The 26,502-nt window shown below is 59.0% G+C and carries 27 protein-coding genes, 1 tRNA gene and 1 pseudogene; 7 read left to right on the top strand and 22 right to left on the bottom strand.

Annotated features, from left to right (window positions below; genetic code table 11):
- Window positions 1–69: 69 nt before the first annotated feature.
- Window positions 70–1,068 (bottom strand): cell division protein FtsX, encoded by a 999-nt coding sequence (locus tag K9U38_RS16640; protein WP_224495470.1) that lies wholly within the window; start codon window positions 1,066–1,068, stop codon window positions 70–72.
- The gene (ftsE, locus tag K9U38_RS16635) at window positions 1,061–1,684 is read right to left on the bottom strand and encodes a cell division ATP-binding protein FtsE (RefSeq protein ID WP_370631974.1); all 624 of its coding nucleotides are present in this window, start codon (window positions 1,682–1,684) and stop codon (window positions 1,061–1,063) included. The genes K9U38_RS16640 and ftsE overlap by 8 nt, the downstream gene beginning before the upstream one ends.
- Window positions 1,685–1,890: 206 nt before the next feature.
- Between ftsE and K9U38_RS16630 the strand changes: the two genes are divergently transcribed.
- Window positions 1,891–2,205 carry a hypothetical protein gene (locus tag K9U38_RS16630; RefSeq protein ID WP_224495468.1) on the top strand — a complete coding sequence of 105 codons (315 nt, stop codon included), beginning with the start codon at window positions 1,891–1,893 and terminating at the stop codon, window positions 2,203–2,205.
- A 94-nt stretch (window positions 2,206–2,299) separates the two neighbouring features.
- Complete coding sequence (gene hpt / locus K9U38_RS16625; protein ID WP_224495467.1) at window positions 2,300–2,836, top strand: hypoxanthine phosphoribosyltransferase; 537 nt, start codon at window positions 2,300–2,302, stop codon at window positions 2,834–2,836.
- Between the two features lie 45 nt (window positions 2,837–2,881).
- Here hpt and K9U38_RS16620 read toward each other — a convergent pair whose 3' ends face one another.
- The 4 genes from K9U38_RS16620 to argH all read right to left on the bottom strand — a co-directional run bounded on the left by K9U38_RS16620 (window position 2,882) and on the right by argH (window position 8,660).
- Complete coding sequence (locus K9U38_RS16620; protein ID WP_224495466.1) at window positions 2,882–5,455, bottom strand: TIGR02302 family protein; 2,574 nt, start codon at window positions 5,453–5,455, stop codon at window positions 2,882–2,884.
- A gap of 215 nt (window positions 5,456–5,670) precedes the next feature.
- Complete coding sequence (gene lysA / locus K9U38_RS16615) at window positions 5,671–6,936, bottom strand: diaminopimelate decarboxylase (RefSeq protein WP_224495465.1); 1,266 nt, start codon at window positions 6,934–6,936, stop codon at window positions 5,671–5,673.
- Window positions 6,937–6,947: 11 nt separating this feature from the next.
- A complete protein-coding gene (gene lptM, locus K9U38_RS16610) occupies window positions 6,948–7,133 on the bottom strand; it encodes an LPS translocon maturation chaperone LptM (RefSeq protein ID WP_224495464.1) in 186 nt (61 codons plus the stop codon).
- A 126-nt stretch (window positions 7,134–7,259) separates the two neighbouring features.
- Window positions 7,260–8,660, bottom strand: a complete 1,401-nt coding sequence (gene argH / locus K9U38_RS16605; RefSeq protein ID WP_224495463.1) for an argininosuccinate lyase — start codon at window positions 8,658–8,660, stop codon at window positions 7,260–7,262.
- A gap of 35 nt (window positions 8,661–8,695) precedes the next feature.
- Here argH and tlpA point away from each other — a divergent pair, with 35 nt between their 5' ends.
- Complete coding sequence (tlpA, locus tag K9U38_RS16600; RefSeq protein WP_224495462.1) at window positions 8,696–9,376, top strand: thiol:disulfide interchange protein TlpA; 681 nt, start codon at window positions 8,696–8,698, stop codon at window positions 9,374–9,376.
- A 52-nt stretch (window positions 9,377–9,428) separates the two neighbouring features.
- On the opposite strand, the gene K9U38_RS16595 is transcribed toward tlpA, so the two are convergent.
- The 11 genes and pseudogenes from K9U38_RS16595 to K9U38_RS16545 all read right to left on the bottom strand — a co-directional run bounded on the left by K9U38_RS16595 (window position 9,429) and on the right by K9U38_RS16545 (window position 19,289).
- Window positions 9,429–11,363 (bottom strand): DEAD/DEAH box helicase, encoded by a 1,935-nt coding sequence (locus tag K9U38_RS16595; RefSeq protein WP_224495461.1) that lies wholly within the window; start codon window positions 11,361–11,363, stop codon window positions 9,429–9,431.
- Between the two features lie 185 nt (window positions 11,364–11,548).
- Window positions 11,549–12,025 carry a YaiI/YqxD family protein gene (locus K9U38_RS16590; RefSeq protein WP_224495460.1) on the bottom strand — a complete coding sequence of 159 codons (477 nt, stop codon included), beginning with the start codon at window positions 12,023–12,025 and terminating at the stop codon, window positions 11,549–11,551.
- Between the two features lie 5 nt (window positions 12,026–12,030).
- Entirely contained in the window at window positions 12,031–12,669 is a 639-nt protein-coding gene (locus tag K9U38_RS16585; RefSeq protein ID WP_224495459.1) for an exopolysaccharide biosynthesis protein, read from the bottom strand.
- A gap of 22 nt (window positions 12,670–12,691) precedes the next feature.
- Window positions 12,692–13,723 carry a TerC family protein gene (locus K9U38_RS16580; protein ID WP_224495458.1) on the bottom strand — a complete coding sequence of 344 codons (1,032 nt, stop codon included), beginning with the start codon at window positions 13,721–13,723 and terminating at the stop codon, window positions 12,692–12,694.
- Between the two features lie 163 nt (window positions 13,724–13,886).
- A complete protein-coding gene (locus K9U38_RS16575; protein WP_224495457.1) occupies window positions 13,887–14,768 on the bottom strand; it encodes a 3-hydroxybutyryl-CoA dehydrogenase in 882 nt (293 codons plus the stop codon).
- A gap of 102 nt (window positions 14,769–14,870) precedes the next feature.
- Window positions 14,871–15,800 carry an electron transfer flavoprotein subunit alpha/FixB family protein gene (locus tag K9U38_RS16570; RefSeq protein WP_224495456.1) on the bottom strand — a complete coding sequence of 310 codons (930 nt, stop codon included), beginning with the start codon at window positions 15,798–15,800 and terminating at the stop codon, window positions 14,871–14,873.
- A gap of 22 nt (window positions 15,801–15,822) precedes the next feature.
- A complete protein-coding gene (locus K9U38_RS16565) occupies window positions 15,823–16,572 on the bottom strand; it encodes an electron transfer flavoprotein subunit beta/FixA family protein (protein WP_224495455.1) in 750 nt (249 codons plus the stop codon).
- Window positions 16,573–16,763: 191 nt separating this feature from the next.
- Window positions 16,764–17,524, bottom strand: a pseudogene (locus tag K9U38_RS16560) (rhomboid family intramembrane serine protease).
- A gap of 106 nt (window positions 17,525–17,630) precedes the next feature.
- Window positions 17,631–18,212 carry a cob(I)yrinic acid a,c-diamide adenosyltransferase gene (locus tag K9U38_RS16555; RefSeq protein WP_224495454.1) on the bottom strand — a complete coding sequence of 194 codons (582 nt, stop codon included), beginning with the start codon at window positions 18,210–18,212 and terminating at the stop codon, window positions 17,631–17,633.
- Window position 18,213: 1 nt separating this feature from the next.
- Window positions 18,214–18,411 (bottom strand): twin transmembrane helix small protein, encoded by a 198-nt coding sequence (locus K9U38_RS16550; RefSeq protein ID WP_224495453.1) that lies wholly within the window; start codon window positions 18,409–18,411, stop codon window positions 18,214–18,216.
- Between the two features lie 44 nt (window positions 18,412–18,455).
- Entirely contained in the window at window positions 18,456–19,289 is an 834-nt protein-coding gene (locus K9U38_RS16545) for an SDR family oxidoreductase (protein ID WP_224495452.1), read from the bottom strand.
- 95 nt (window positions 19,290–19,384) lie between these two features.
- Here K9U38_RS16545 and K9U38_RS16540 point away from each other — a divergent pair, with 95 nt between their 5' ends.
- Entirely contained in the window at window positions 19,385–20,239 is an 855-nt protein-coding gene (locus tag K9U38_RS16540) for a YihY/virulence factor BrkB family protein (RefSeq protein ID WP_224495451.1), read from the top strand.
- Here K9U38_RS16540 and K9U38_RS16535 read toward each other — a convergent pair.
- The gene (locus K9U38_RS16535; protein ID WP_224495539.1) at window positions 20,206–21,090 is read right to left on the bottom strand and encodes a DMT family transporter; all 885 of its coding nucleotides are present in this window, start codon (window positions 21,088–21,090) and stop codon (window positions 20,206–20,208) included. The two genes, K9U38_RS16540 and K9U38_RS16535, sit on opposite strands and share 34 nt — an antisense overlap.
- Before the next feature lie 54 nt (window positions 21,091–21,144).
- The gene (gene gluQRS / locus K9U38_RS16530) at window positions 21,145–22,008 is read right to left on the bottom strand and encodes a tRNA glutamyl-Q(34) synthetase GluQRS (RefSeq protein ID WP_224495450.1); all 864 of its coding nucleotides are present in this window, start codon (window positions 22,006–22,008) and stop codon (window positions 21,145–21,147) included.
- An 84-nt stretch (window positions 22,009–22,092) separates the two neighbouring features.
- On the opposite strand from gluQRS, the gene K9U38_RS16525 reads away from it, so the two are divergent.
- Window positions 22,093–22,737: a DNA-3-methyladenine glycosylase family protein gene (locus K9U38_RS16525; protein WP_224495449.1), complete on the top strand. Its 645-nt coding sequence runs from the start codon at window positions 22,093–22,095 to the stop codon at window positions 22,735–22,737.
- A 109-nt stretch (window positions 22,738–22,846) separates the two neighbouring features.
- The gene (locus K9U38_RS16520) at window positions 22,847–23,404 is read left to right on the top strand and encodes an HNH endonuclease (protein ID WP_106711075.1); all 558 of its coding nucleotides are present in this window, start codon (window positions 22,847–22,849) and stop codon (window positions 23,402–23,404) included.
- Between the two features lie 170 nt (window positions 23,405–23,574).
- Here the strand turns inward: K9U38_RS16520 and K9U38_RS16515 are convergent, their stop codons facing one another.
- Both K9U38_RS16515 and K9U38_RS16510 read right to left on the bottom strand, forming a co-directional pair.
- Window positions 23,575–24,078: a disulfide bond formation protein B gene (locus tag K9U38_RS16515; RefSeq protein WP_224495448.1), complete on the bottom strand. Its 504-nt coding sequence runs from the start codon at window positions 24,076–24,078 to the stop codon at window positions 23,575–23,577.
- A 36-nt stretch (window positions 24,079–24,114) separates the two neighbouring features.
- A complete protein-coding gene (locus K9U38_RS16510; RefSeq protein ID WP_224495447.1) occupies window positions 24,115–24,705 on the bottom strand; it encodes a YqaA family protein in 591 nt (196 codons plus the stop codon).
- A gap of 265 nt (window positions 24,706–24,970) precedes the next feature.
- On the opposite strand from K9U38_RS16510, the gene K9U38_RS16505 reads away from it, so the two are divergent.
- Window positions 24,971–25,055: transfer RNA gene (locus K9U38_RS16505), tRNA-Leu, on the top strand.
- Window positions 25,056–25,140: 85 nt separating this feature from the next.
- Here K9U38_RS16505 and K9U38_RS16500 read toward each other — a convergent pair.
- A complete protein-coding gene (locus K9U38_RS16500; RefSeq protein WP_224495446.1) occupies window positions 25,141–26,400 on the bottom strand; it encodes a matrixin family metalloprotease in 1,260 nt (419 codons plus the stop codon).
- Between the last annotated feature and the right edge of the window lie 102 nt (window positions 26,401–26,502).

The following is a 26,502-nucleotide window of genomic DNA, read 5'->3' as shown; positions in this document are numbered from 1 at the left end:
GTGGATCCTGAGGGGGTCAAACAGCCGGAGCTTGGTAAAATCCATGTATTCAAAATAGATAGGACCAGTTTAATTTTCGTGACTGTCGCCCGCGCGCCCGTCCACCTGCCTGAGATGCGCTATGACCGTCATTCGTGTTGTAATCATGGTCAGTACACTGACCGCCAATATGATCAGGACCACGCCGGAATAGCCGCCGGATCCGATGGAAAAGTTGCCGAACAGCGCCGTTGCCTGGTCCGCCTCCGGTGTTGCGAGGTTGCGCGAGGACCACCAGGCGAAACCGAGGAATATGATCATCGCCAGTGCACCGCCGCAAAGCGCGCCCTTCAACGCAGTCCAGAAAAAATGCCTCTCGAACTGACGCGCGACGAATTTCTGCTCGGCGCCGATGAAATGCAGCACTTCAATGATGTGCTCATTGCCAGCCATTGCGCCGCGCGTGGCGAAGATCACGGTAAGGACCGTTGCGGCAATGACGAGACCGAGCACGGCCATGCCGATAAGGACGGTCGATCGCGCCATCGAGACCAGACGGTCGACCCAGGTGCGGTGATCGTCGAAGCTTGCGCCGGGCACATCCTTGACGAGGGCGCTGCGAATGGCGGCGAAGTCCGGCGGCGTGGCCTCATCCAGCGTCACGATCACAAGCCGCGGGACCGGCAGCTCATCAATGTCGAGGCCGGTGCCAAGCCATGGCTCGAGGAGCCGCGCCGTGGCTTCGCGGTCGACGATCCGCGTGGATTTGACGCCGGAAAAGCCCTGCGCGATGCTACTCGCCTGGTTGAGCAATGCCTCCATCTCCTGGCCTTCGACCGGCCTGATCTGGATGGTTGCCTCGGTCGAAATCTGGCTCTGCCAGGTGGCAGCCGTCGATTGGACCAGGCTGACTGCACCGATGGTAAGGCAGGCGAGAAATGTCATGATGGCGATGACGATCATGAGCGCATGACCGACGACGTTTCCCGCCGGAACGATCGGCGCCTGGCCGCTATTGCGGCGCACCAGCCCGGTGGCCTTGCCGAGCAGGACCAGTGCCTGTTCCCTGAGGCGGGCGGCATCAATCATAAATGTCGAGCCTCCCCTGATCGAGGATCATGCGCCGCGCATTGATCTGATCCATGAGGGTCAGGTCGTGCGTTGCAATGACCACGGCCGTTCCGGAGCGGTTGAGTTCGCCGAAAAGCCGCAACAGACGCCTTGCCAGCGGCGGATCGACATTGCCGGTCGGCTCGTCCGCCAGAAGGATTTCCGGCTGATCGATCAGCGCGCGGGCGATGGCAGCGCGCTGCTTCTCCCCGCCGGACAGGACCGGTGGCAGGACATGCATGCGCTCGCCGAGCCCGACCCAGTGCAAGAGCTCCTCGACCTCGGCGCGATAGGTTGCCTCTTCCTTGCCGCGCACGCGCAGCGGCAGCGCCACATTCTGATAGGTCGTCATGTGATCAAGCAGACGGAAGTCCTGGAACACGACGCCGATACGGCGGCGCAGCAGTGGCATTTCCCTGGACGAGATCGTCGCAATGTCCTTGCCGAAGACGGTAATCAGCCCACGCGTCGGCTTCAGCGTCATGAACAGCAGACGCAGCAAGGAGGTCTTGCCGGCGCCCGATGGGCCGGTCAGGAACTGGAATGATCGCGGTGAAATGTGGAGGCTGACATCACGCAGAACCTCCGGGCCCATCCCATAGCGCAAACCGACATTCTCAAAACGAATCAAGCGTAACTTCCAGATTTTTGTCTACGCGTGTTCTATTCACCGCAGACGGGTTTGGCCACCGTCAATAACGGTTGGATGTCCGCCGAACCGTTAATTTTTGTGCAGTAACCTTGCTCCATGATTCGGAGGAACATGACTGCAACATGGCGGGATGACCGGAAAACCATGCAATGACGCAATTCAGGCCAGTGATTGGCGAAAACGAGGCGGATTTTCTTGGCGCGACGACCTTCAAAAGGGGCGTTGCCGAGGAAGTCTATTATGAAACCGTCACGATTTCAGGAGAATCGGTTGCGGGCGGGATGACCGATCGCGGCCCAATTCGATTGTCGGCGGACTCGTTGGTGGAAGAAGGGATCGCATTCCTCCAGCAGCCGGGCCGAGCTCAAGGCAAGCTTCCCGGTGCAGGATACTGGTTTCTGGTCGCGATGGCAGCCGCATCGGCATTCTGGATCAGCGGCGGTCACGTGTTGTTTTCGCGCTGATCCCGACCAACTTTTGCTTTTGCCAAGCAGATTGGGCTATGGCAGGCTCGTCAAACAGATTTGCCTATCCATACCGTTCAGTCAGGAAGACAGCATGCCCAAGGTCGGCGGAAAAAATATCGAGGTTCTCTTCAGCGCGCAGACGATTGCCGATCGCAACCTCGAACTTGCCAAGGCGGTAGTCGCGCGCAATTTCGAGAATCTGCTCGTGATCTCGATTCTGAAGGGCTCCTTCATTTTCGCTGCCGATCTCATCCGCGCCATGCACGACGCGGGAGCGGAGCCCGATGTCGAGTTCATCACCGTTTCAAGCTATGGCAAGGGGACGGAGAGCGGTGAAGTGCGTCTGCTGCGTGACATAGACAGCGATGTCCATGGCCGCGATGTCCTCCTGATCGACGATATCCTGGAATCGGGAAGGACGCTGAAATTCACCCGCGAACTGATGTTGCAGCGTGGCGCCCGCAGCGTTACTATTGCGGTTCTCCTCGACAAGAGCGTCAAGCGCAAGACGGACATAGAAGCGGATTTCAAGGGCTTTGAGTGCCCGGATTATTTTGTCGTCGGCTACGGCATGGATGTCGGGCACTCGTTCCGGCAGTTGCCCTATGTCGGCGTGGTGAAGGAATAGGCGCCCTCGACCGAGGCCGGGTGAACGCGACGCGCGCCCAAGCTATCAATCAAACTTCAGCAACCGTTCCAGATAGTCTTTCTCCATCTGCGGGCTGAGTGCATTTCCAAGACGGCGCCGGATTTCCTCGAGGATCTGGCGTGCCCGCTGGATATCAATCTCGCCGGGCAGCATGTCCTTGCTGAAAAACTCCTGTTCACCACTTCGCTGCGGTCGGCCAAGCGGGTCCTGACGGCTGTTCTGCTGGCCGTTGCGCCGCCCGGCCTGGCCTTCCTGGCCCATCGCCTGCTGCATCTGCTTCATCATGTCCTGTCCACCACGACGCAGGGCATCAAGCGCGTTGCTCTGCTGATCGACAGCCTGACCGCCATCGGCTTCACCGAGCGATTTGCCAGCCTCGCCCATGGACTTGCCGGCTTCACCGAAATCCTTGCCGGGGTTGATGCCAAGCCCTTTCAGGTCCTTCATCATCTGCTCCAGGTCTGACTGAAGCTTGTTCTGGCCTTCCTGCAGGCCGCGCAACGCATTGGCGATATCCTCTTCGGACATCTGTCCCTGTTGACCTTGCTGCCCCTGCTGACCCTGCTGACCCTGTTGACCTTGCTGGCCGTAATCCTGCTGCATGCCGTTCTGGCGCTGCTGTTCCAGCCGATGGGTCTGGTTCATCATGTCCTGCTGGCGCCGCATCAGTTCTCCCAGCTTGTCCATTTGCTGCCGCATCTGGCGGCCTTGCTGGTTCTGTCCTTGCTGCTGGCCCATCTGAAGATTGTTCATCATGTTTTCGAGTTCGGACAGCAGTTGCTGGGCCTGATCGCGCGCGCCCTGCTTGGCCAGATCCTCGATCTGGTCGAGCATGCGGTCAATGTCCTCCTGGCGCAGCTCCTGCGCGTTGGGATCCGGCGCCTGGGCCATATTCGGGTTCTTCTGCGCCCTTTCGGCAAACTCACGCAAATACTCGTTCATCGCCTTGCGCAACTCGGCCATGAGTTTTTCGATTTCTTCCTGGCTGGCACCGCGCTCAAGCGCCTGCTTGAGGGCTTCCTGCGCCTGACGCAGCCGGCGTTCTGCGTCGGACAACGCACCGTCTTCGATCCCGCGAGCAACCTGCCACATGTAGGATACGACGTCGCGCAGCTGGTCGTCGTTGCGGGCCAGATTGAGGCGCGAGCGGATGCTGCGCAAGGCAAGGTAATGCGATGCGTTCTTGATCGTTTCCTCCGGCCAGATCGTCAGGCCGTCAAGCGTGTTCAGCACATCCGGCTTGGCATTGCCATTGAGCGCCAGAATACGCCGCTGTTCGATGACGGCGCGGGCCAGCGGGTTGGCGAACGGCCGTTCGGGCATCACCAGCGTCTTGGTTTCACTTCGTGCTTCCTGCTTGGCGTCATCCGTTGCGACCAGCGTCATGCGGATTTCCGAGCCAGCCCAAGGATGTTCGGTCAGATCCTTGGTGGTCTTCATTTCCTTGGGCTGATCGCCGCGTCTCGGCAGGGCGAGGGGAAGATCCGGGGCTGTATAGAGCGGCCTGGCGCCCTTGTCGGCTGACGGTATGGCCGGTTCGATGCTGGCAAGAGCTCCGGCAGCACCGTAGTCATCCTTCAACTCGTAATAAACCTCCATGGTGCCGTTGACGGCGCTGGAGGGATCCTTGGTAAAGCGGATCGAAGGCGGCTGGTCAGGAATGACCGCGAAGCTCCATTGCGAAAGCGGGGAGCCATATCCGGAGAGCGTCACCGTGCTGTCGGCGCCAAGCGGCACTTCGAAATTTCGCGGCTTCGTGTTGATGCTGGCGGCGTCCTCGCCGTTGACCTCATCCTTGGCCGGGATTTCCGCCGCGTCACCGCCAACCAATGTCTGGGTGACTTTTTCCGAGCCGCTTCCACCTATGATGCGGATGACAAGCGTGCTGTCCTGAGGAATCGTGAATTGTCGCTCCTCGGTGTTCGCTGCCGAGGTCAGGAAGACAGGTGCGCGTCCCGTGTAGCGCGGGGGCGTTACCCAGGCATCAATGCGCGGCGGTATCGCGTCGGATGTCCCGTGGCTGCGGAACGCATCGCTGATACGCCCTCCGAGCGGACCTTCCGAAAAGGCAAAGGCAATGAAGAGCAGCAGGCCGAGCAGTGCCCGCAAGGCCCAGGGGTCGCGTTCGGCAACGCGAGTCTGCGGCAGACCGCTCTTCAGGTCGCGGATTCGCTCGGCCATGCGCCTGCGATGTTCGTCCCAGAGGGCCCGAGCGAACGGATCATCCGTATTTGCTGCAAGGTCTTCCGACTGCACGGTGATTGGCTGATGGTCAAGAGTATTGACGTTTTCTAGCCGCTGGCTGATCTCGGCATGGGTCGGAAGGCGGAATTTCAGCAGAAGATAAAGGCCGGCGGGAATCGAAAGCGCGAACAATCCAAGCACGGCAAGCCGAAGCCAGTCCGGCATCATGCGGAACGCGCCGAACCAGGACAATGAAAGAAACGCCGCCAGCACGAGTAGCAGAGGCAAAACCAGCGGCCAAAGGCGTTCTAGCGCGATTGTCAGCCAGGCAGACAAACGGAGGCGATCGATACTCCTGAAAATATCGAACCTGACCCTTTCAGCGTCCCGTGGATCGGGGTGTTGACTGGTCATACGCACTCCATCTCGCCGACATCGACGGTGTTGGTCTCATGGGAGAATAGCATTCATCGTGGCAAAGGCGAGGCCTTGGGGTAAAAATGCGATCACTGGTTTGTGTAAAGTGACGTGAGACTTGAAGAAAACCCCTCCCTGCTGCTGCGCAGCTTCCCTCCCCCTTGTGGGGAGGGGCGGAGCCAAGCGACGGGATGGGCCGCCTTCCCTGAGTTTTAGAGCCAGTCAGGGATCGAATCGAGCCCGATCAGCTCGTCATAGGTCGTCCTTGCCCGAACGACGTGAAACCGGTCGCCGTTTACCAACACTTCGGGGACCAGCAGGCGCGTATTATAGGTTCCCGCCTGTACGGCACCATAGGCGCCTGCAGTGCCAATGGCGATGAGATCGCCTGGAGCAGGCCGCGGCAGGTCGCGGTCAAGGCCGAGATAGTCGCCGGTTTCGCAGACGGGGCCGACCACATCGCCGCGAATGCGCGGATGACTGGGGGATGGCTCCTTGACCGGGCGGATCGTATGGAAGGCGTCGTACAGCGTCGGGCGGATGAGATCGTTCATCGCCGCGTCGACGATGATGAAGTTCCTGGCGTCGCCTTCCTTGAGGTAGATGACCTCGGTGACGAGGATTCCGGCATTGCCGATGATAAGGCGGCCGGGCTCGAAGATGGTCTTGAGGCCAAGCGGTTTGATGTGCCTGGCGACGATCTGCGCGTAGGCATCAGGCAGTGGCGGCGGATTGTTGTCGAAATGGTAGGGAATGCCGAGCCCGCCGCCAAGATCGACATGCTTGATGTCATGGCCATCGGCCTTGAGTTGGGCGACAAATTCAGCAAGCAGCCTGAAGGCATTGTCAAACGGCTCGAGATCGGTGATCTGGCTGCCGATATGCATGTCGACACCGACGATCCTGAGGCCGGGAAGCCGGGCGGCGCGGGCATAGACCGAGCTGGCCTTCGCCAGTGGAATGCCGAATTTGTTCTCGGACTTGCCCGTCGAGATTTTCTTGTGTGTCTTTGCATCGACATCGGGATTGATCCGCAGCGATACCGGTGCGGTTTTGCCCGCCGCTACGGCCCGGACGGATAGAAGTTCCAGTTCCGGCTCGGATTCGACGTTGAAACAGTGAATGCCTGCAGCCAGCGCAAAGTCCATCTCGGATGGCTTCTTGCCAACGCCTGAGAATACAATCTTGCTGGCGGGAATGCCTGCGGCGAGGGCCCGGCGCAGTTCTCCCTCAGATACGACATCGGCGCCCGAACCGAGGCGGGCCAATGTTTTCAACACGGCCTGGTTGGAATTGGCCTTGAGGGCATAGCAGACCAGCGTGTCCATATCGGCGAATGCGGCCGAGAAGACCTTGAAATGGCGCTCGATGGTAGCCGTCGAATAGCAATAGAAGGGCGTTCCGACCACCTTGGCGATATCGGGTATGCTGACGTCCTCGGCGTGAAGGACGCCGTCCCTGTAGTCGAAATGGTTCACGTAAAATCAGCCTAGATCAATGGGTCGAGAATGAAGCGCCTGTCCGCGGCCGGCGGGGTTGCCTGATTCGGTCCGCCAGGCATCGACGTCACAGAGGCCGGAGGCGGTTCAAGCGGGCCTTTCCGGCCGCAGGCGGAAACAGCGCCAGCAATCGCAACCGCCATGAGAATTGTCGTCAGAAAAGAACGGCTTGTCATCGAGTTGGATCCTGTCGTCCGAATGGGTTCTGCCTTGTCTAGAGCATGACGGGTTTTTATGGAAGGGTTGTCATGTGGTTCGACGGCCATGCCGATTATCTCCCCCTAGGGGGAGATAGGCGAGGACTAAAGCCTGGCGATGCGCTTTTGCCAGAACCGGATTTGCCGGCGAACCTCGCCCGGTGCGGTACCGCCATAGGATTTGCGGCTCCGAACCGATTTATCGACGGTCAGATAGCCGAAAACGGCTTCAGTGATGCCGGGATGGATCTGCTGCAGGTCCTCAAGCGAAAGCTTGCCGAGGTCGCATCTGTTCTGTTCGGCGAGCGCAACGGCTCGCCCGGTCACGTGATGCGCTTCGCGGAAGGGCAGCCCAAGCTCACGGACGAGCCAGTCGGCAAGATCGGTCGCGGTGGAATAGCCTGAGCCTGCCGCCTTTTTCATGGCCACCGTGTTGATGGTCATGTCGCCAACCATGCCGGTCATGGCGGCAACGGCAAGCTCGAGTGTTTCGGCCGCGTCGAAGACCGCTTCCTTGTCTTCCTGCATGTCCTTGGAATAGGTGAGCGGCAGTCCCTTCATCACGGTCAGGAGGCCGACCAGAGAACCGGTGATGCGCCCGGTCTTGGCACGGACGAGCTCTGCGGCATCGGGGTTCTTTTTCTGCGGCATGATTGAAGAGCCGGTGGAGAAGGAGTCCGACAGGCGCACGAAGCCGAATTGCGGCGTCGACCAGATGACGATTTCCTCGGCAAGCCGCGACAGGTGCGTTGCGGTGATGGCCGCCGTCGAGAGGAATTCGAGCGCAAAGTCGCGATCGGAGACGCTGTCGAGCGAATTGCGGGTCGGTTCCCGGAAGCCGAGCGCCTTGGCTGTCATGTGACGGTCGATGGGAAAACCGCTTCCGGCAAGGGCTGCGGCGCCGAGCGGCGATTCATCCATTCGCCTGATAGCATCCCGGACGCGGGAAAGATCGCGGCCGAACATTTCCACATAGGCCATGCAGTGATGGCCGAAAGTGACCGGCTGCGCCGTCTGGAGATGGGTGAAACCGGGCATCAGTGTTGCGGCATGTTCTTCGGCGCGCTTCAGGAAGGCTTCGATAAGCCTCTTCAGCGCAATCGCCGTCTTTTCGAATTCAGCCTTGACCCAAAGACGGAAATCCACGGCAACCTGGTCGTTGCGTGAACGGGCGGTGTGCAAGCGGCCGGCTGAAGGCCCGATCAATTCCGCCAGTCGCGATTCGACATTCATGTGAATGTCTTCAAGCTTGCGCGAGAAGGTAAACTTTCCGCTTTCGATTTCTGACAATATCGTGTTCAGGCCACTTGCGATCTTGTCGTGATCGTCCGCCCCGATTATGCCCGTTTTCGCAAGCATGGCAGCATGGGCAAGAGAACCCTGAATGTCCTGGGCGTAAAGTTTTTGGTCAAAGCCGATGGAAGCATTGATTTCTTCCATGATCGCGGCGGGACCGGAGGCAAAACGGCCGCCCCACATTTCATTGCTGTTCTTCTTGTCGGACATGAAAAGCGCCTTGGGTGCGTAGGATGAGAGCAGATATGACGGACGGCAACAAAAAGCAGAAAACGCCACGCAACGTAAGCAGGACGATCGTTCTCCTTGCAGGTCTTGCGGGCATCGTTGCCGGTGCGATTGCGGTATACGTGATGGAGCGGCCCTCTGGCAATATTGTCGCGGGAACAAACCCGGCCGACCAGTGCGCGCTCAAGGCCGACCGCGCCAAGGCCATCGATACGGCAGCAACGGGGGCCGTCGCGGCCATGCGCGGCGCTGACGCGCCACAGTCGATGTCATCCCTGACTTTTAACGGACCGGATGGCAAGCCGGTCCGGCTTGAGGACTTCAGGGGCAAGACAGTGCTCGTCAACCTCTGGGCAACGTGGTGCGTTCCATGTCGCGAGGAAATGCCGGCGCTTGATGCGTTGGAGACGAAGAAGGGCGGCGAAGACTTCAAGGTCGTGGCCATCAACATCGACACGGGCGACGATGCAAAGCCGAAGGCATTTCTCGACGAGATTGGCGTCAAATCGCTTGAACTTTATCGTGACGCATCAATGGGTGTGTTCAATGACCTGAAGCGCAAGAACCTCGCATTCGGCCTGCCGGTGACGGTGCTTGTCGACAAGGAAGGTTGTCAGATCGCCGCGATGAACGGTCCCGCCGACTGGAGCAGCGAGGATGCGGCCCGCCTCATAGACGCCGCGAGGGTCCAGCCATAAAAAAAGCCTCGTCGCAGGACGAGGCTTTTCCAGATCATGCGAACGCGCTGAATTACTCAGCTCCTCCCGCTGCGGCTTTCCGTGCCTTCTTGGCTTTGTATTTATCAAAGCCATGCAGTTCACCTGGTTTGCGTTCTTTTGGTGTTTTCTTCGGCTTTTCAGGCTTTTCTGTGGTCCAGCCTTCCGGCTTCGCCTTGGCCGGCTTGACTGCCCAGTCGGATTTCGGCTTGTCATCGCGGCTGCGGGGCTTGGCGGAATCCCAGTCGCGTTTTTCGCCAAAGCTTTTCTTGGCCTTGTAATCACCGCCTTCGCGGCGTGGCGATGAGAAGCCGGGGCCTTCGCTGCGGGTGATGTTCACGCCCTTTTCGCCGCTGCCAAACTGCTTGATCCTCGCCAGGAACGCGTCGGCCTTGCTGGCGGTGATTTCAAAACGGGTTTCCGTCTCGAGAATCTTGATCGAACCGACATCGGTCTTGGTGAGATCACCGGCCTTGCAGATCAGTGGCAGCAACCAGCGCGGCTCGGCGCGCTGCTTGCGCCCGACGCTCACGGAGAACCATGCGCCGCTCTCGAAATCTTCATTGCGTCCGCGTGGCGCTCGTTCGCCGCGTTCCGGACGATCCTCGAAACGGCCCTTGCGACCGGAGTCGCGTATCGGTTCGAGCACGTGGGAGGGCGTCGAGGACAGCTCTTCCGGAGCAGGACGCGCTGCCATCTGCTGGCGCAGGTAAGCGGCGGCAACCTGTTCCGGGGAATGGAGGGCCAGCAGCTCCCTGACATGGGTTGCTTCATCCTCGGCAATTGCTTCCGTCAGCGAAGGATCGTTGAGGATGCGATCATGGTTGCGCTTGTTGATGGCTGCGGCATCTGGCGGAGGCACCATGGTCGTGGCCAACTTGGCGCCCTGCAACAGGCGCTCGGCCGTGCGGCGCCGTGATGGCGGCACGATGAGGACGCAGATGCCCTTGCGACCGGCACGTCCCGTACGCCCGCTGCGATGCAGCAGCGTCTCGGAATTGTTGGGCAGGTCGGCATGGATGACGAGGTCCAGGTTGGGAAGGTCGATGCCGCGGGCCGCAACGTCGGTGGCAACGCAGACGCGGGCACGTCCGTCACGCATGGCCTGCAGCGCATTGGTGCGCTCTGCCTGGCTCAGTTCGCCCGACAGCGATACGACATTGAAGCCCCGGTTGGAGAGCCGGCTCGTCAGATGCTTCACCGCCTCGCGGGTCGAGCCGAAGATAATGGTATTCTGCGCGTCGTAGTAGAGAAGCGCGTTGATAATGGCGTTCTCGCGTTCGCGCGGAGCGACCGGCATGATGTGATATTCAATATCGCTGTGCTGTTCGCGGTCGTTCGTCGCCGAAATGCGCAGCGCGTCATTCTGGAACTGCTTGGCGAGCTGTGCGATGGGTTTCGGCACTGTCGCCGAGAACATCAGGGTACGGCGATCCTTTGGCGCTTCGCCGAGAATGAATTCCAGGTCTTCGCGGAAACCGAGATCGAGCATTTCATCGGCTTCATCGAGCACGACGGCGCGCAGTTCCTTCATATCCAGCGAGCCGCGCGTGATGTGGTCGCGCAAACGGCCAGGTGTGCCGACGACGATATGCGCGCCCTGGCTGAGCGCACGGCGCTCCTTGGTCATGTCCATGCCGCCAACGCAGGAGGCGATGCGGGCACCGGTCTGCTCGTAGAGCCATTCCAGTTCGCGGCGCACCTGCAGTGCAAGCTCGCGTGTGGGAGCAATCACCAGCGCGTAAGGTGCACCGATGGAGGTGAAGCGGTCTTCACCGTCGAGCAATGTCGGAGCAATGGCAATGCCGAATGCGACTGTCTTGCCGGAGCCGGTCTGCGCCGAAACCAGAAGGTCTGCATTCTCCGCCTCGGGCGCCAGAACGGCGGTCTGCACCGGCGTCAAGGTCTCATACCCACGGGCTGCCAATGCACCGGACAGCGCCGGAGCGATAGAATCGAAAATAGTCATAAATGAACTTTCAAGTACGGGTTTGGGCTGGTGTTTGGGGCCCGGCTTCCATGAGCACGGGCAGCACGCCTATAGCTTTGTTGCGCTCTCGTAGAGGTTATGGGGCGTTTCGTCAATGGCGAGCGGGGTCAAGGCCGTGCAGGGGAGCCTTGCAAATTCGTTGTGCATGGTCCAATCGGACTGCCTCACGTTGCAAAACCTGCACGTTTTAGCCGCACGATCGCCAGGTCGAGCGCGGAAAGAAAGGTCGACCGGTCCCGGGCAGAAAAGGGGCGTGGACCTCCGGTAATCTGCCCGGCCGATCGCAGTTCATCCATGAGGTTGCGCGTTGCAAGCGTGTTGCCGATCGAGCTTTCCGTGAAGGCTCGCCCTGTCGGCGAAATGGCGTCGGCTCCGGCTTTGACACAGCGGCTCGCAAGCGGAATATCGGCCGTGACGACAACATCGCCGCGGGAGACGCGCTCGGCAATCCAATCATCGGCCGCATCGAAACCGTCACTGACAATCACACGCTCGATCATCGGATCGCGGGGAATGGCCATGAAGGAATTGGAGACAACGTAGACCTTGACGCCATAGCGTTCGGCAACGCGGTAGATTTCCGCCTTCACAGGGCAGGCGTCGGCGTCGACATAGATCGTGATTTTCTTCTGATCAGTCATGTCACTCAACCGAAAATGTGGAGCGCGGCCAGACCGACCGATGCGCCAAGTCCGATCGCGATGCCGGCAGCAAGGGCCGCCGCCAGAAGGCCGGTGCCCAGCCAGAGGCCGTCCCGCTCGCCAAGACCGATGGCAATCAGGACGATGGCGAGTGCAGGCATCTGGTTGATGAGGGGAATGGGCAGAATGACAATCAGCGACATCAGCAGCACAACGATGCTGACAACGCGCTCGACGAGGACTTGCGGGACAAACCAATAGCGCGGTCGTGCCAGTTTCTCGAACCGCATCAGGAGTGGCCTGAATTTCCGGATGAAGGTGCGGTAGCTTTCCACCGGTATGGATTTACGGCGCATGAACGCCGGGAACCATGGCTCCTCGCGGCCAATCATCATCTGGATGGATACAAGCACCAGCGGTATACCGAAGATGGTCGACGTACCCGGCAGGAGCGGCACCAGATTGAGCGCAGCAAAGAGGACCATCAATGCCCCGAAGCTACGCTCGGAGAGGGCGGAGAGGATATCGTCAAGCGATACCCTCTCCGCAGACGTTTCACCAAGCTGGACAAGAACGCTGGACAGTCTCCGCGTCTCCGGGGAACCGGAAGGATCCCAGTCGGACGGCGTACCATCAGCGTTCAATTTGTCCTCCCGGTCGATGGAACTATCCCTTTCCAGTCGTTTCGTGGCCAGAGGCCGGTTGAGCGTCGATCAACAGTACAGGATGTGCCTGATCGCGCCGCGTTTTCCAGAGCGAGCTGAAAATGCCCGCTGCCAGGATACCAAGCGTGATCGACAGTGACCACACCGGAGGTATCTTTGCCAGTCCCAAAGCGTCAGCAACGAAAATCTTTCCGCCAATGAACACCAGAACAAGCGACAGGGCATATTTCAGGTAGACGAAGCGATGCATAAGGCTGGCGAGTGCAAAATAAAGCGCGCGCAGACCGAGGATGGCGAAGATGTTGGAGGTAAAGACAAGATAGGGATCGGTCGTGATTGCAAAGATTGCAGGGATCGAATCCACGGCGAAGATCACATCGGCAAGTTCCACCATCACGAGGGCAAGCAACAGCGGCGTAATCCAGGTTTGACGTTTCATGGTCAGTGGATCGGTGCGCCGGACAAGGAACTTCTCGCCGTGGAGTTCCTTCGTGACCCGGAAGCGCTTGCTCATGAACTTGAAGACAGGATTGGCAGACACGTCATATTCCTCGTCGCCGGCGATGAGCATTTTTATGCCGGTGAAAACGAGGAAAGCAGCAAAGAGATAGAGGACCCATTCATACTCTTCGACGATAGCGGCACCCGCCGCGATCATGATGCCCCGCAGAATGACGACGCCGAGAATGCCGTAAACAAGAACGCGGTGCTGGAATGCCTTGGGAATGGCGAAATAGCCGAAGATCATGGCTATGACGAAAATATTGTCCATCGCGAGACTTTTTTCGACAACGAACCCTGTTAGGTATTGCATCCCGGCCTCCTGGCCGAGTTCCCACCAGATGAAGCCGCCGAAGGCGACGCCCAGGCTGATGTAGAACGCCGAGAGCAGAAGGCTCTGGCGTATGCCTATGTCATGATTTTTACGGTTGAGAATGCCCAGATCGAGCACGAGAAGAACGAGAACAAGGGTGAGAAAGCCAAGCCACATCCACAGGGGCTGGCCCATGGCGTCAATAAATAGAAGCTCCATGTTGAGAAAGATCCGCCGGCATCGGTTCCAGATTACAGCTCCGACATCACGAGAGAGCCGGTAACTCCCGCCAGAGGGGCCCGGTGCTGCAATTCTGCCTCAGTTGGGGAGAGGCAGAGAGCAATGCAAGGGTTTGATTGGAAATAAAAATCCGAGCCGCCGGTCAGCGGGTCGGAACAGGATGCTCGCCGCGATAATCATAGAATCCGCGCCCTGCCTTGCGTCCAAGCCAGCCAGCTTCGACATATTTGACCAGAAGCGGGCAGGGTCGGTACTTGGAATCGGCGAGGCCGTCATAGAGGACCTGCATGATCGAGAGGCAGGTATCGAGACCGATAAAATCTGCAAGCTGCAACGGCCCCATCGGGTGGTTGGCGCCAAGCTTCATGGCCGTGTCGATCGCTTCGACAGAACCGACACCCTCATAGAGCACATAGATCGCTTCATTGATCATGGGCAGAAGGATGCGGTTGACGATGAATGCCGGAAAATCTTCGGCGACAGTGATTGTCTTGTCGAGGCTGGAGACAAATTCCCGCGCGGTTTCGAAGGTAACATTCTCGGTGGCGATGCCGCGAATGAGCTCCACGAGCTTCATCACAGGCACAGGGTTCATGAAATGAATCCCGATGAAACGCTCCGGCCGATCCGTCGTTGCCGCAAGGCGCGTAATCGAAATGGACGACGTATTGGTGGCGAGAATCGCTTCCGGATTGAGGTTCGGGCACAGCTGCGAGAAAATCTTGCGCTTGATCGCCTCGTCTTCGGTGGCGGCCTCGATCGCAAGGTCGACGCCGGCCAAGTCCTCAATCCTGAGGGCCGGACGAATATGCGCCATGGCCTTCGCGCGTTCCGAGTCCTCGAGCTTGCCGTGTGAAACCTGGCGGGCCATGTTGCCATTGACGGTGGCAATGCCCTTTTCGATCTGTTCGGCGGACTGGTCATGCATCAAGACATTGTATCCGGCGAGAGCGCATACGTGAGCGATCCCCGAGCCCATCTGCCCCGCGCCAACAATGCCTACGGTCTTGATCGTGCCAACCATTTTTCCATCCGTCTTGTTATGAGTATATCACACAAACTAAATGGCCGGGGTAGCGTTCGTCTACCCCGGCCAGATAATTTCATTTCAAGTCTTGAACTATATTCAGAGCGCCTTTTCAAGCTCTGGCAGGATGGTGAAGAGATCGCCGACGAGGCCGTAGTCGGCCACCTGGAAGATCGGGGCCTCCTCGTCCTTGTTGATGGCAACGATGACCTTCGAATCCTTCATGCCGGCAAGATGCTGGATCGCGCCGGAAATGCCGACGGCGATGTACAGATCGGGAGCGACGACCTTGCCGGTCTGGCCGACCTGCCAGTCGTTGGGGGCATAGCCGGCGTCGACGGCAGCGCGCGAGGCACCGACGGCAGCACCGAGCTTGTCGGCAACCGGAAGGATGACTTCCTTGAACTTCTCGTTCGAGCCGAGCGCCCGGCCGCCCGAGATGATGATGCGGGCCGAGGTCAGTTCCGGACGGTCTCCGCCGGAAAGCTTGGCCTCGATGAATGTCGACAGGCCGGGATTGGCGGCGGCTGCAACAGTCTCGACCGAAGCCGAACCGCCTTCGCCGGCGGCCGCAAAGGTGGCGGTGCGCACGGTGATGACCTTCTTGGCGTCGGTCGCCTGGACGGTCTGGATGGCATTGCCGGCATAGATCGGCCGCTTGAAGGTATCGGGCGCAACCACCTCGGTGATGTCCGAGACCTGCATGACATCGAGCAGCGCTGCAACGCGAGGCAGGATGTTCTTGCCGTTGGTGGTGGCGGCGGCGATGATCGTGTCATAGCCACCGGCGAGCGAAACGATGAGCGCGGCACTCGCCTCGGCAAGGCGGTTTTCCAGATCCGGGCTGTCGGCAAGGAGGACCTTCTTGACGCCGGCAAGCTTGGCGGCCTGATCGGCGACGCCCTTGGCGCCCTTGCCTGCGACGAGCACATGCACGTCGGAGCCGATGGCAAGCGCTGCCGTCAGCGCCTTGGCGGTCTGGTCGGAAAGGGTCTCGTTGTCGTGTTCGGCAAACAGAAGAATAGCCATGTTATGTTCCTTTCCTTGATCCTTAGAGAACGCCGGCTTCGTTCTTCAGCTTGGCTACGAGTTCCGCCACATCCTTGACCTTGACGCCCGCCTTGCGGCCACTCGGCTCCTCGGTCTTGATAACCTTGAGGCGCGGCTTGGTGTCGACGCCGTAATCGGCAGCGGATTTTTCATCCAGCGGCTTCTTCTTGGCCTTCATGATGTTGGGCAGGGAGGCATAGCGCGGCTGGTTCAGGCGCAGGTCCGTGGTGACAATCGCCGGCAGCTTGATCTCGATGGTCTGCAGGCCGCCGTCGACCTCGCGGGTGACCTTGGCACTGCCCTCGCCGAGTTCCACCTTGGAGGCGAAGGTGCCCTGGCTCCAGCCGAGCAGGGCCGAGAGCATCTGGCCGGTCTGGTTGGCATCGTCGTCGATGGCCTGCTTGCCGAGGATGACGAGCTTTGGCTGTTCGGCGTCGACGACACCCTTCAGGATCTTGGCAACGGCGAGCGGCTCGACAATATCGTCGACCTTGACGAGGATGCCGCGGTCGGCGCCCATGGCCAGCGCGGTGCGGATGGTTTCCTGCGACTGTGCAGGTCCGATCGATACCACAACCACTTCCTCGACCTTGCCGGCTTCCTTCAGACGGAGCGCTTCCTCGACCGCGATTTCGTCGAACGGGTTCATCGACATCTTCACGTTGGCAAGTTCAACGCCCGAGCCGTCGCCTTTGACCCTGATCTTCACGTTGTAATCGACTACCCGCTTTACCGGTACGAGGACTTTCATGGGGACTCCCTCTCTATGAACGAAAGGCAGATTTAACTGCCTCATGATAGCACCCGCTTGCCGGATGCCGACATTGAGGTGAAAAAAACGACACTTGCTCCCAAGTTGCGCGGACCGTAATTATGGCTGACGTAAAGGTCAATGCGAGAGTCGGGCCTTCCGGGCACTTCAACCGATTGAATGGCAGGAGCCTATCGCCCCCATTTGACGGGCCCGGATTCCGGGGCCGCCGGTCCGGGGTCCTTCTCCACAATTACGGCGCGCGGCGAGACGATGGCGCGATCGAAGAGCGGAACGTTCCGACGCTTGAAAATGACGATAAGCACGGCGCCGCGATAATACCGCCGACATGGGCGGGCCATGACACGTGTTCGTCACCGCCCCATGCAAGCATGGCGAATTGCGACGCCACCCACAGCAGCAGCGGATAAAGCGCCGGTATACGCAGGGGGATGCGTCCGAAAGCAAGCACCCAGACCTTGACGCGCGGATGCAGCAGAAGATAGGCGGAAACAATGCCGGCGATCGCCCCGGAGGCACCGATCAGGGGCATCTGCGAATCGGGAAAGACGACACCGTGCAGGAACGCACCGGCCGCGGCGCAGGCCAAATAGAAAACAAGAAACCTGATATGCCCCAGTGCATCCTCGACATTGTCGCCGAATACCCAGAGAAACAGCATGTTCCCGGCTAGATGGAAGATGTCGGCATGCAGGAAAGCGTAGGTGACGCAGGTCAAATCGGGCGGGACGAAATCGTAGCTGGCCGGCAGAACCACCAGGTCGTGAATGACGGCAGGAATGTAGCCGAGCCCGATCGATGCTGCTTTTGCGTATTCGCCCGAGACGCTCATCAGCAGAAAGACGATGACGTTGATCACAATCAACGCCAGCGTCACATATTGCAGCTTGATGTGTTTGAGGCTGTTGGCGTCATGCAACGGAATGAACATCGGCGCCGGCCCCCTGTGTCGGTGATTATTTGCGACTGGAGCAGCTCCAGTATAGCATCGGCGCAATTCCGTACGGAAAACCGTTTCACACGTTCCTGGAACTGCTTCAGCGATTATGACCCGGCACCCATAACACGTCCTTCGCGCCATTGTCATTGACCACCCGGGCAGCGACAAAGAGAAAATCCGAAACACGGTTGATGTATTTCAAGGCGGCAGGGGTGACCGTCTCGCCTGGCCGTTGGGCGAGCTCGACCATATGGCGTTCGGCGCGGCGCGCGACGGTGCGGGCAAGATGCAGCGCGGCGGATGCGGGAGAGCCGCCAGGCAGCACGAAAGAGCGCAGGGGCGCAAGATCGGCATTCAACCGGTCGATATCGGCCTCCACCCGCAGCACCTGGGTATCAATGATCCGCAGGGGCTCATAGGCAAGCGTTTCGCCGGTGTCTGGGGTCGAAAGGTCGGCCCCGAGATCGAACATATCGTTCTGGATGCGCATGAGCATGGTGTCGAGCTCGGGAAAATCCTTTGCCGTATGCAGGCGGGCCAGCCCGATGCAGGAATTTGCCTCATCCACTGTACCGTAGGCTTCCACGCGCAGATCGTGCTTGAGCCGCCGCTCTCCGCTGCCAAGGCCGGTCGTGCCGTCATCGCCGGTGCGGGTGTAGATCTTGTTCAGCTTGACCATGTCAGCCTGCCGAACGGTGATAATAGATTGCGCCGACGATGAGGATGATCGCGATCAGCTGCAGGAAGATACGCAGCTGCATCATCTTGTTGGAGAAGTTTGCGTCGCCGCCCTTCATCATGTTGCGCAGGCCGATGAGCAACACGATGGTCACCGCAGCAATGGCGATGACAGCCAGGAATTTGAAGATTACATCCATGGGTATTTCCTTTCAGACCAGCCGGTCCCTCCGGGTTGATCTTATCATGATTGGCTCGCAAGCATGCGGTATAGCGCACGCCTGGACAGAAATCTGCGTGCGAAGTCGGTAATTTTTGCCGGGCGTGTCACCAGATAATGCGGTTGCGGACGGGGGTTTTCCAACGCGTCCCTGAGCACGGCATAGACCGCGTCAGGGCCAAGCTTGAACCTGGATTTGCTTCCGCCGCCTGCCAGGCGGGCTATCTGCCGGCGGTACGCGTCCCGGTGGACGGAGTTTTCGACGTCGATATGTTTTTCGATCTGCTTGAGCGCGTTGAAAGTGAAACGTGACGCGATCGGACCGGGTTCGATCAGCGAGACATGAATGCTTGACCCTTCGAGTTCCATGCGCTGCACCAGCATCAGCCCTTCCACGGCGAACTTGGAGGCGACATAGGCGCCCCGCCATTTCATCGGCACGAGGCCAAGAATGGACGAACAGTGGACAATCCGTCCATGGGCCTGCCGGCGCATGACGGGAACGATCCTGCGGGTCAGATCGTGCCAACCGAAGAAGTTCGCATCGAACTGTTCACGCAAACCTGCGAGCGGCAGGTCTTCCACGGCGCCAGGCAGGGCATAGGCACCGTTGTTGAAAAGGGCATCGAGCGTACCACCGGTTTCGGCAAGCACCGCCTCGACCAGGGCGGCAATCGAGTCCGGCTCGCGATAGTCGAGATAGTGCGCGGACAGGCCATCCGCCTTGAGAGCCGCGATATCCGAAGCTTGCCTTGCGGTGGCAAAGACGGTCCAGCCATCGCTCTTGAGCGCGCGGGCGCAGTGCGCGCCGATGCCGCTGGAACATCCTGTAATCAATATCGTTCTGGAACTGGCCATGTTTTCCGGGCGTTGCATGTCGATCGAATAAAAAAGACTTCACATATTCGCCAACGCCTTGCAATCTCACCGATCAAGGGGGCAAATCACCATTGATGGGTAAACTGTATCGTTTTCTCCGGCGTATTGTCGTCGATGCGCTGGGGCATTTCCTGACCGATGACGGCTGGGCACTTGCCAGCCACGTCGCACTTTCCGGTATCCTGGCGCTGTTCCCATTCCTGATCTTTGCGACTTCCCTAGCGAGCTTCCTCGGCGCCAGCGCCTTCACCGATACAGCTGTTCACATCATTTTCGATACGTGGCCGGCGGTGATTGCAACGCCCATTGCGCAGGAAGTGCGCAATGTTCTCAATGTCCAGCGGGGCGGCCTCCTGACCATCAGTGTGATTGCGGCCGCCTATTTCGCGTCCAATGGTATTGAGGCGCTGCGCGTTGCGCTGAACCGGGCGTACCGTGTCATAGATACGCGCTCGATCATTTTCTGCAGGCTGCAGAGCCTCGGCTACGTCGTGGTGGCGACGATCGGCATCATGGCAATCAGTTTCCTGCTGGTGCTTGCGCCGCTGGCTCTTCGCATCGCGACGCGTTGGGTACCGGAACTTGTACTTGTATCGGGAACGATCGTGTTCTGGCGCTACGTCATTGCCACGACCGTTCTCGTTGTCGGCCTCCTGGTCGTTCATTTGTGGCTACCTGCAGGGAAAAGGCGGTTCATCGACACGCTGCCCGGCATCCTGATCACGCTCATCGCCTGGACGGTCGGCGCGACGATCTTCGCCAGCTATCTCGAGACCTTCGCTTCCTATGTGACGACCTATGCAGGCCTTGCTTCGATCATGGCCGCGATCGTCTTTCTGTATATGATTGCGGCGATCTTCATCATCGGGGCGGAGGTCAACGCGGCAATCATCCGCTACCGCGAAGGCAAGGCGGCCGAACGCCTCTGACCCGTCGACAATGCCACGCCGAAGGTCGCGACGACCATGCCGCACAGCTGAAACAATGTGAGTGTTTCGCCGAAGAGCGCATAGGCCATCAGCGCGGTAACGCCCGGGACGAGATAGAACAGCGATGCCACTTTCGACACGGCGCCCTGGTTGATGAGGATCATCAACAGCAGTACCGCTCCGATCGACAGGACAAACACCAGCCAGAACATGGCAAACAGCAGTGGCCCTGACCAGATGACGACATGCGTTTCCAGCAGCAGCGAGCAGATGCCCATAAGGATTGCAGCGCCGAGATATTGCAGTGTGGTCCCTGCCTTCAGGTCGATTGCGCCGACAAACCGCTTCTGCCAGACCGTGCCGGCGCTGATGGCGATCACCGACAGGATCGATGCGGAGACTGTCGCCGGGGTGATGCCGTCTGCGGAAATCGACAGCTTGGGCCAGAGCACCATGGCTACGCCGCAAAAGCCCACAGCGAGCCCGGCCCAATGGCGTGGCTGGATCGTCTCGCCAAGTGCCACTCCGGCAATCAGCGCGGTGATCAGGGGTTGTAGCCCGACGACCAGCGCCGACATGCCGGCCGGCAGGCCCTGGTGGATAGCCCAGAAAACCGCTCCGAGGTAAACGCCATGGATCAGGCAGCCGGCGATGATGGCGTGCATTGCACCAAGCTTGCTCGGCCAATGATTGCCGGCGAGAACCACCCAGATGCCAAGGATCGCCCCGGCGATCAGAAATCGCGCGGTCAGGAACAGGAACGGCTCCATATAGGGCATGGCATAGCGGGCACCGATGAAACCGGTGGCCCACAGCACGACGAACAGGGCGGGGAAATAACGGACGGGCATGATGGGGACCGGGTCAAGGAAGCGTGACGTTGTGTATATCATTTGCTCCTGCAATCACAATCCAACCAGATCGCTTATCTCCCGCGGCGTCCTACCCTGTTCGCGCAAGTCCCGCAGCGATGTGTCCTTGCGGCTCTTCGACAGTTTTTGGCCGTCGTGATCGAGGACGAGCGTGTGATGAAGATAGACCGGCGGCGGGATCTCGAGGATGTGTTGCAGCACGCGATGGACACTTGTCGCGTGATATAGATCCCTGCCACGAACAACATGGGTTATTCCCTGCAGGGCATCGTCGATCACGACTGACAGATGGTAGCTCGTCGGCATGTCCTTGCGCGCGACGATGACGTCGCCCCAATCCTGCGGCTGGGCGACGACGTTGTGTGTCTCAGGTGCGGTTTCGGTCCAGTTCAGCGGCAACGCGATCCTTTGCAGGGCCCGTTCCATGTTCAGACGCCAGGAAAACGGTTTGCCTTCACTCATTCGCCTGTCGCGTTCGCGTTGTGAAAGCTGGCGGTCGGAGGGTGGATAGAGCAATGCGCCGTCGGGATCGCGCGGCCATTTGTCCGTCTCTCCTGCGATCTTCTCGATTTCGCGCCGGATATCCTTCCGGCTGAGAAAAGCTGGATAGACCAAATCCAGCCCGATCAGCTTTTCCAGGGCTTGACTGTAGACACCAAAGTGTTCCGACTGGCGGCGGACCGGGCTTTCCCATTGAAGGCCGATCCAGCCCAGGTCCTCCAGCATTGTTTGCTCCAGCGCCGGCGTGCAACGCTCGCGGTCGATGTCTTCCATCCGAACCAGCAGTCGTCCTTCCATGGCGCGCGCCATCTTCTGATTGAGCAATGCCGAATAGGCATGGCCAAGATGCAGGCGGCCATTCGGACTGGGGGCAAAACGGAAGACAGGAACTGTCATGAGAGTGGGCTGGCGTTCTTGCGTGGGTATTGAAGCAATTGATACGGTGTTTGTGAAACGATGCAAAGTGAACGGCGACACCATATGCGCAAGATTGATACGCTGGACGATATTGCCGAGGGGCTCGAAGCCCTGCTGCAAGCTCATCCGGAGCTTGATGTGATCGCCAAACGCGCAGGACCGCTGCCGTTGCGGCGCTCCGAGCCGGGGTTTGAAAGTCTCGCCTCGGTAATCGTGTCGCAGCAGGTCTCCAAGGCGAGTGCCGCATCCATCTGGGGCCGGCTGGTGACGCTCATTAATCCGCTGACACCGGAAAACTATCGCGCCGCCGGTGAAGAGGCCTGGCGCCTTGCCGGATTGTCGCGTGCCAAGCAGGCGACGCTCGCCCGCATCAGTGAGGCCATCATGGCAGGAGAACTCGATTTGCATGGCCTTTGCCACCAGCCGATAGACGAGGCCATGGCCGCGATGACAAGCGTGAAGGGCATTGGTCCGTGGACGGCGGAAGTCTATCTCCTGTTTTCTGCGGGCCATGCCGATGTGTTCCCGTCGGGCGATGTGGCATTGCAGCACGCCTATGCCCATGCATTCGCCGAATCAGCGCGACCCGACTCAAAGGCTTTGCGGCAATTTGCCGAGCGCTGGTCGCCCTGGCGCGGCGTTGCGGCCCGGCTTTTCTGGGCTTACTACGCCGCAACCCGTGGCCGGGATGGCACACCGATCGCATGAAGTTGAAATAACGGGGTTTTTCCTCAACAAAGACAGCAATTCGCTTCACATTCCTGTCACGTCCAGCTTACAATAATGGGGCCTGATGGTTGGATTGGGAGTTGATTCCTTGACAATAGCCGTCTCGCCGGACGGATTACCGGCACTGGTGCTCAACGCGGACTACCGTCCGCTCAGCTATTATCCCTTGTCGCTATGGTCCTGGCAGGACGCGATCAAGGCGGTTTTTCTCGACCGTGTGAACATCGTTGCAGAATATGAACACGAGGTCTCCTCGCCCTCATTCGCCATGCGGCTGCCAAGCGTAGTATCGCTCAAGACGTACATAAAACCCTCGCGCAACCCGGCCTTTACACGGTTCAATGTGTTCCTGCGCGACCGCTTCGAGTGCCAGTATTGCGGCTCCGAAGAGGACCTTACCTTCGATCATGTCGTTCCGCGTTGCGCCGGCGGTGAGACGATCTGGGAAAATGTGGTAGCGGCGTGCTCACCCTGCAATCTGCGCAAGGGCGGCCTCATGCCTGACCGTGCCAAGATGTGGCCGCGCCAGAGGCCCTATCAGCCGACCGTGCACGACCTGCACAATAACGGCCGGCTTTTCCCGCCGAACCATCTGCATGAAAGCTGGATGGATTATCTCTACTGGGATGTCGAACTGGAACCCTGAGACTTCTGCTATCCTTCGCGACTATCCGATCTGGTGTTTGAAGGCGGCAACGCTCCTTACCTCCCCCTTATGGGGAGGGAGGCTGCAAAGCAGCAGGGAGGGTCTTGCTTACGATTGTTGATATCAAAGTTTCCCCTCCCCACAAGGGGGAGGTAAGGTGGTGGTGCTGATTAAGCCTTCGCTGCGCCGCGAAAGGCAATGACCATCAAAACGAGGCTGGCGATGGCGTTCCAGCCGGCGAAGGAAAGGCCAAGGACGCGCAGGGCGGCGGTATCGCATGCGGGCGGGTGGATTGCATTGAGGTCGTTCAGAAGACTTCCCGCATCGGTGGTGATCGACATCGCGACGGCGGTGCAATCGGTCGGGCCAGCCCAGAACTTCCACTCAACGCCCGCGTGGAAAACTGCAAGTCCGAGGCCGATGAGCATGAGCACGCCACCCAGGGCCAGCAAAAGCCGCGTCAGGCCCGCGGGCCATTTCAGGCCAGCCGAAGCGGCAGCCAGAGCCATCAGCGGGATGCCGGCATAGTAGGGATAGCGCTGTTCCAGGCACAATTTGCAGGGAAGGTAGCCGCCGATATATTGGAAGCCAAGCGCTGAACCGACAGTCACGATCATCGCCGCCAGGAGAAACAGGGCGGTCTTGAAATGGGCGGAGTTGCTGGTCGAAGTCATGGTGTGATTGAAATCCTCAGGCTTGGCAATTCTCGGTCACAGGTGAAAATAATGGAACACGGCATAGAGCAAAATTAGGACGGCCGCTGCCGCGCTCGCTATCAGGCCGAGTCGCTTCTCTATGAAATGGCGAATGGGCTCGCCGTAGCGGCGCAGCAGCCAGGCAAGGAAAAAGAAGCGGGCGCCGCGCGCAATGATCGCCGAGGCGATGAACAGCCAGATATTGATCGCGGCAGCACCGGAAAGAATGGTGACGACCTTGATCGGTGGAAGATGCGCAAGTCCGGACGTGACCAGCAGGAGCAGGATGGCATCGGCGCTGGTCGAACCGCGCAACTGCTCGAAGGCGTCGAGCTTGCCGTATATTTCGAGGATAGGCTTGGCGATTGTCTCGTATGCGTAATAGCCGAGGAGCCAGCCGGCGATGCCACCGAGGACGGATGCGAGCGTTGCCACGAGCGCATAGCGGTAGGCGCGGTCCGGGCGTGCCAGCGCCATAGGCACATAAAGTACATCGGCGGGCACCAGAAACACGGAGCTTTCGACGAAGGCGATAATGGCAAGCCAGACTTCAGCCGATTTGCGCGCGGCAAGAGACATCGTCCAATCGTAAAGTCTGCGCAGCATGAACGTTCCTGTTGGGGAGATTATTCGGGAAAGCCGGTGTTCCTTAGAGCAAACTTCATCCAAATGGAATCGTTTCGCTCAAATTTTGCAAGCGGCCGCAGTTTCATTGGGCACCGGATGGCGCCTCTACTGACGTTGTGCGCACACGACAACACACGAGTGCGTTATCGTGAGGAAATCGATTGATGGGTGTTGACCGAAGGCGGCCTCTGCATGTATTTGGCTTGCACGGTCTCGGGTTTTTCCCGGACCTTACGCTCTTGCGGCCCCCTTGGCGGAATTGGTAGACGCGCCTGACTCAAAATCAGGTTCCGAAAGGAGTGCTGGTTCGATTCCGGCAGGGGGCACCATCCCAAATGAAAAATTCCCACACGAGGCAAGCTGAACCACTGCGCTCCCGGCTCTCACAACGGATGTGCGCCGAAACGGCTCGGATCATTGGTGATTTGTGAACAGGGACAAAACGGAGGATGGACCACGATCCAGGAAGTCGGCACGACCGATCTCCGTGGGATAAAACACGTTGCCATGTACTCCCCAAATTTTTGGTTGATTCTGTATATCCTGCATGCCGCCCGAGACCAGGATACCGTCTGGTCCCACATTTTTAAGCGTCAATGCCATAACCCTATAATTCATTTCTACCGGATAGGCCTGGCTGTAGAAATGGGCGATCACCTGATCTGTTCCCCCTTTAGCAATGCCCCAATCGCCACCCCATTTGTATTTGTCCTTGGTACCAGCCACGATCCTGGCTCTGCACCTGTCGAAACGAGGCGCGGGCCATTGAAACGAGTCCGCCGCTTCCATTTGGAAGCCCCCTGTCGCGACAAACGCTTTCGGCTCGACTTGGTCTTTCTCCAGCAGGTAGAAGTATAGAATCCCATAGCCTTTATGATTTGCGCCTACTGTGGGGCTGATGCAGAATCCCTCGCCCGCCTTTACGAGATGACCTTTTTGAATTCCCCAGACTGTCTCAGGCTGTGTGTAGGGCATCGTGTTCATGGCTTTCGACTCAAACATGACAAACTTGCCGCCAACGATCAGGTAATTTCCCGCATTGGGTGGAAGCGCCACCACGGCCTCGCTTGGAATATTGTAGAGTTTTGCCAGTGCGATGGCATCGACCATCGGAACGCCGCCTTCGACCATCACAACACCCGTCGGATCATCCCAGATGTCCCATTTGTACATGATCGATTGGTTGCTTTCATTGTGTGTAAGTCCGAGAGCATGGCCGATCTCGTGCAGTGCCATGGTCCAGAGATCATTGACAGTGGCCGCCGCCATTATTGGTGGGAAACCGAATAGCCCGCTAATGATGGAGTACTCCTTCTCGCGCATTGCCTCCCATGTTGTGTTGTTGTTAAACACGATCAGGCGCGGGTTCCCCTCGAGATTTCCGTCGAAGCTTGTTTCGGCGCTATGCAGAGTGCTTGTGCACGTACCAAAACGAAGATTGATCCGCGGAAAGAAACTGGGATATGTCGCCGAACGTTGCGCCTCGGGTATCTCCTCGAAGACGAAGCTTGATGCTCTTTGCCAGCACAAGAAGGCGTTTTGGATCTCGGCCCTCGCGGTCGTTTTCTTAAAACTCGACGAAGCGGGATCATTCTCGATCACATAATAGACTTTGCCAGATGAATAGAGTCGATTGTACGCATCCTTCATCGGTCCGAGGTTCGTATCACTCATGTGCCTTCTCCCCACTTTTACTTGTGCAGGAGGCAGCTACAACCAGCAGTTGTCAATTGACCTAAATGGGTGATGAAAATCAACGAATGCGGACGGCGACAA

It is taken from the genome of Phyllobacterium lublinensis, from assembly GCF_020164435.1.
GTDB classification, from domain to species: domain Bacteria; phylum Pseudomonadota; class Alphaproteobacteria; order Rhizobiales; family Rhizobiaceae; genus Phyllobacterium; species Phyllobacterium lublinensis.
Note: the sequence above shows the minus strand (reverse complement) of the source record. Positions and strands in the feature narration are given on the sequence as shown.

Excerpts from the sequence above, each read along its gene's own strand:
- K9U38_RS16640 (WP_224495470.1), bottom strand. The coding sequence starts at position 1,068 with ATGATTGATGCCGCCCGCCTCAGGGAACAGGCACTGGTCCTGCTCGGC.
- ftsE (WP_370631974.1), bottom strand. The coding sequence starts at position 1,684 with ATGGGCCCGGAGGTTCTGCGTGATGTCAGCCTCCACATTTCACCGCGA.
- K9U38_RS16630 (WP_224495468.1), top strand. The coding sequence starts at position 1,891 with ATGACGCAATTCAGGCCAGTGATTGGCGAAAACGAGGCGGATTTTCTT.
- hpt (WP_224495467.1), top strand. The coding sequence starts at position 2,300 with ATGCCCAAGGTCGGCGGAAAAAATATCGAGGTTCTCTTCAGCGCGCAG.
- K9U38_RS16620 (WP_224495466.1), bottom strand. The coding sequence starts at position 5,455 with ATGACCAGTCAACACCCCGATCCACGGGACGCTGAAAGGGTCAGGTTC.
- lptM (WP_224495464.1), bottom strand. The coding sequence starts at position 7,133 with ATGACAAGCCGTTCTTTTCTGACGACAATTCTCATGGCGGTTGCGATT.
- argH (WP_224495463.1), bottom strand. The coding sequence starts at position 8,660 with ATGTCCGACAAGAAGAACAGCAATGAAATGTGGGGCGGCCGTTTTGCC.
- tlpA (WP_224495462.1), top strand. The coding sequence starts at position 8,696 with ATGACGGACGGCAACAAAAAGCAGAAAACGCCACGCAACGTAAGCAGG.
- K9U38_RS16595 (WP_224495461.1), bottom strand. The coding sequence starts at position 11,363 with ATGACTATTTTCGATTCTATCGCTCCGGCGCTGTCCGGTGCATTGGCA.
- K9U38_RS16590 (WP_224495460.1), bottom strand. The coding sequence starts at position 12,025 with ATGACTGATCAGAAGAAAATCACGATCTATGTCGACGCCGACGCCTGC.
- K9U38_RS16580 (WP_224495458.1), bottom strand. The coding sequence starts at position 13,723 with ATGGAGCTTCTATTTATTGACGCCATGGGCCAGCCCCTGTGGATGTGG.
- K9U38_RS16575 (WP_224495457.1), bottom strand. The coding sequence starts at position 14,768 with ATGGTTGGCACGATCAAGACCGTAGGCATTGTTGGCGCGGGGCAGATG.
- K9U38_RS16570 (WP_224495456.1), bottom strand. The coding sequence starts at position 15,800 with ATGGCTATTCTTCTGTTTGCCGAACACGACAACGAGACCCTTTCCGAC.
- K9U38_RS16565 (WP_224495455.1), bottom strand. The coding sequence starts at position 16,572 with ATGAAAGTCCTCGTACCGGTAAAGCGGGTAGTCGATTACAACGTGAAG.
- K9U38_RS16555 (WP_224495454.1), bottom strand. The coding sequence starts at position 18,212 with ATGGTCAAGCTGAACAAGATCTACACCCGCACCGGCGATGACGGCACG.
- K9U38_RS16550 (WP_224495453.1), bottom strand. The coding sequence starts at position 18,411 with ATGGATGTAATCTTCAAATTCCTGGCTGTCATCGCCATTGCTGCGGTG.
- K9U38_RS16545 (WP_224495452.1), bottom strand. The coding sequence starts at position 19,289 with ATGGCCAGTTCCAGAACGATATTGATTACAGGATGTTCCAGCGGCATC.
- K9U38_RS16540 (WP_224495451.1), top strand. The coding sequence starts at position 19,385 with ATGGGTAAACTGTATCGTTTTCTCCGGCGTATTGTCGTCGATGCGCTG.
- K9U38_RS16535 (WP_224495539.1), bottom strand. The coding sequence starts at position 21,090 with ATGCCCGTCCGTTATTTCCCCGCCCTGTTCGTCGTGCTGTGGGCCACC.
- gluQRS (WP_224495450.1), bottom strand. The coding sequence starts at position 22,008 with ATGACAGTTCCTGTCTTCCGTTTTGCCCCCAGTCCGAATGGCCGCCTG.
- K9U38_RS16525 (WP_224495449.1), top strand. The coding sequence starts at position 22,093 with ATGCGCAAGATTGATACGCTGGACGATATTGCCGAGGGGCTCGAAGCC.
- K9U38_RS16515 (WP_224495448.1), bottom strand. The coding sequence starts at position 24,078 with ATGACTTCGACCAGCAACTCCGCCCATTTCAAGACCGCCCTGTTTCTC.
- K9U38_RS16510 (WP_224495447.1), bottom strand. The coding sequence starts at position 24,705 with ATGCTGCGCAGACTTTACGATTGGACGATGTCTCTTGCCGCGCGCAAA.
- K9U38_RS16500 (WP_224495446.1), bottom strand. The coding sequence starts at position 26,400 with ATGAGTGATACGAACCTCGGACCGATGAAGGATGCGTACAATCGACTC.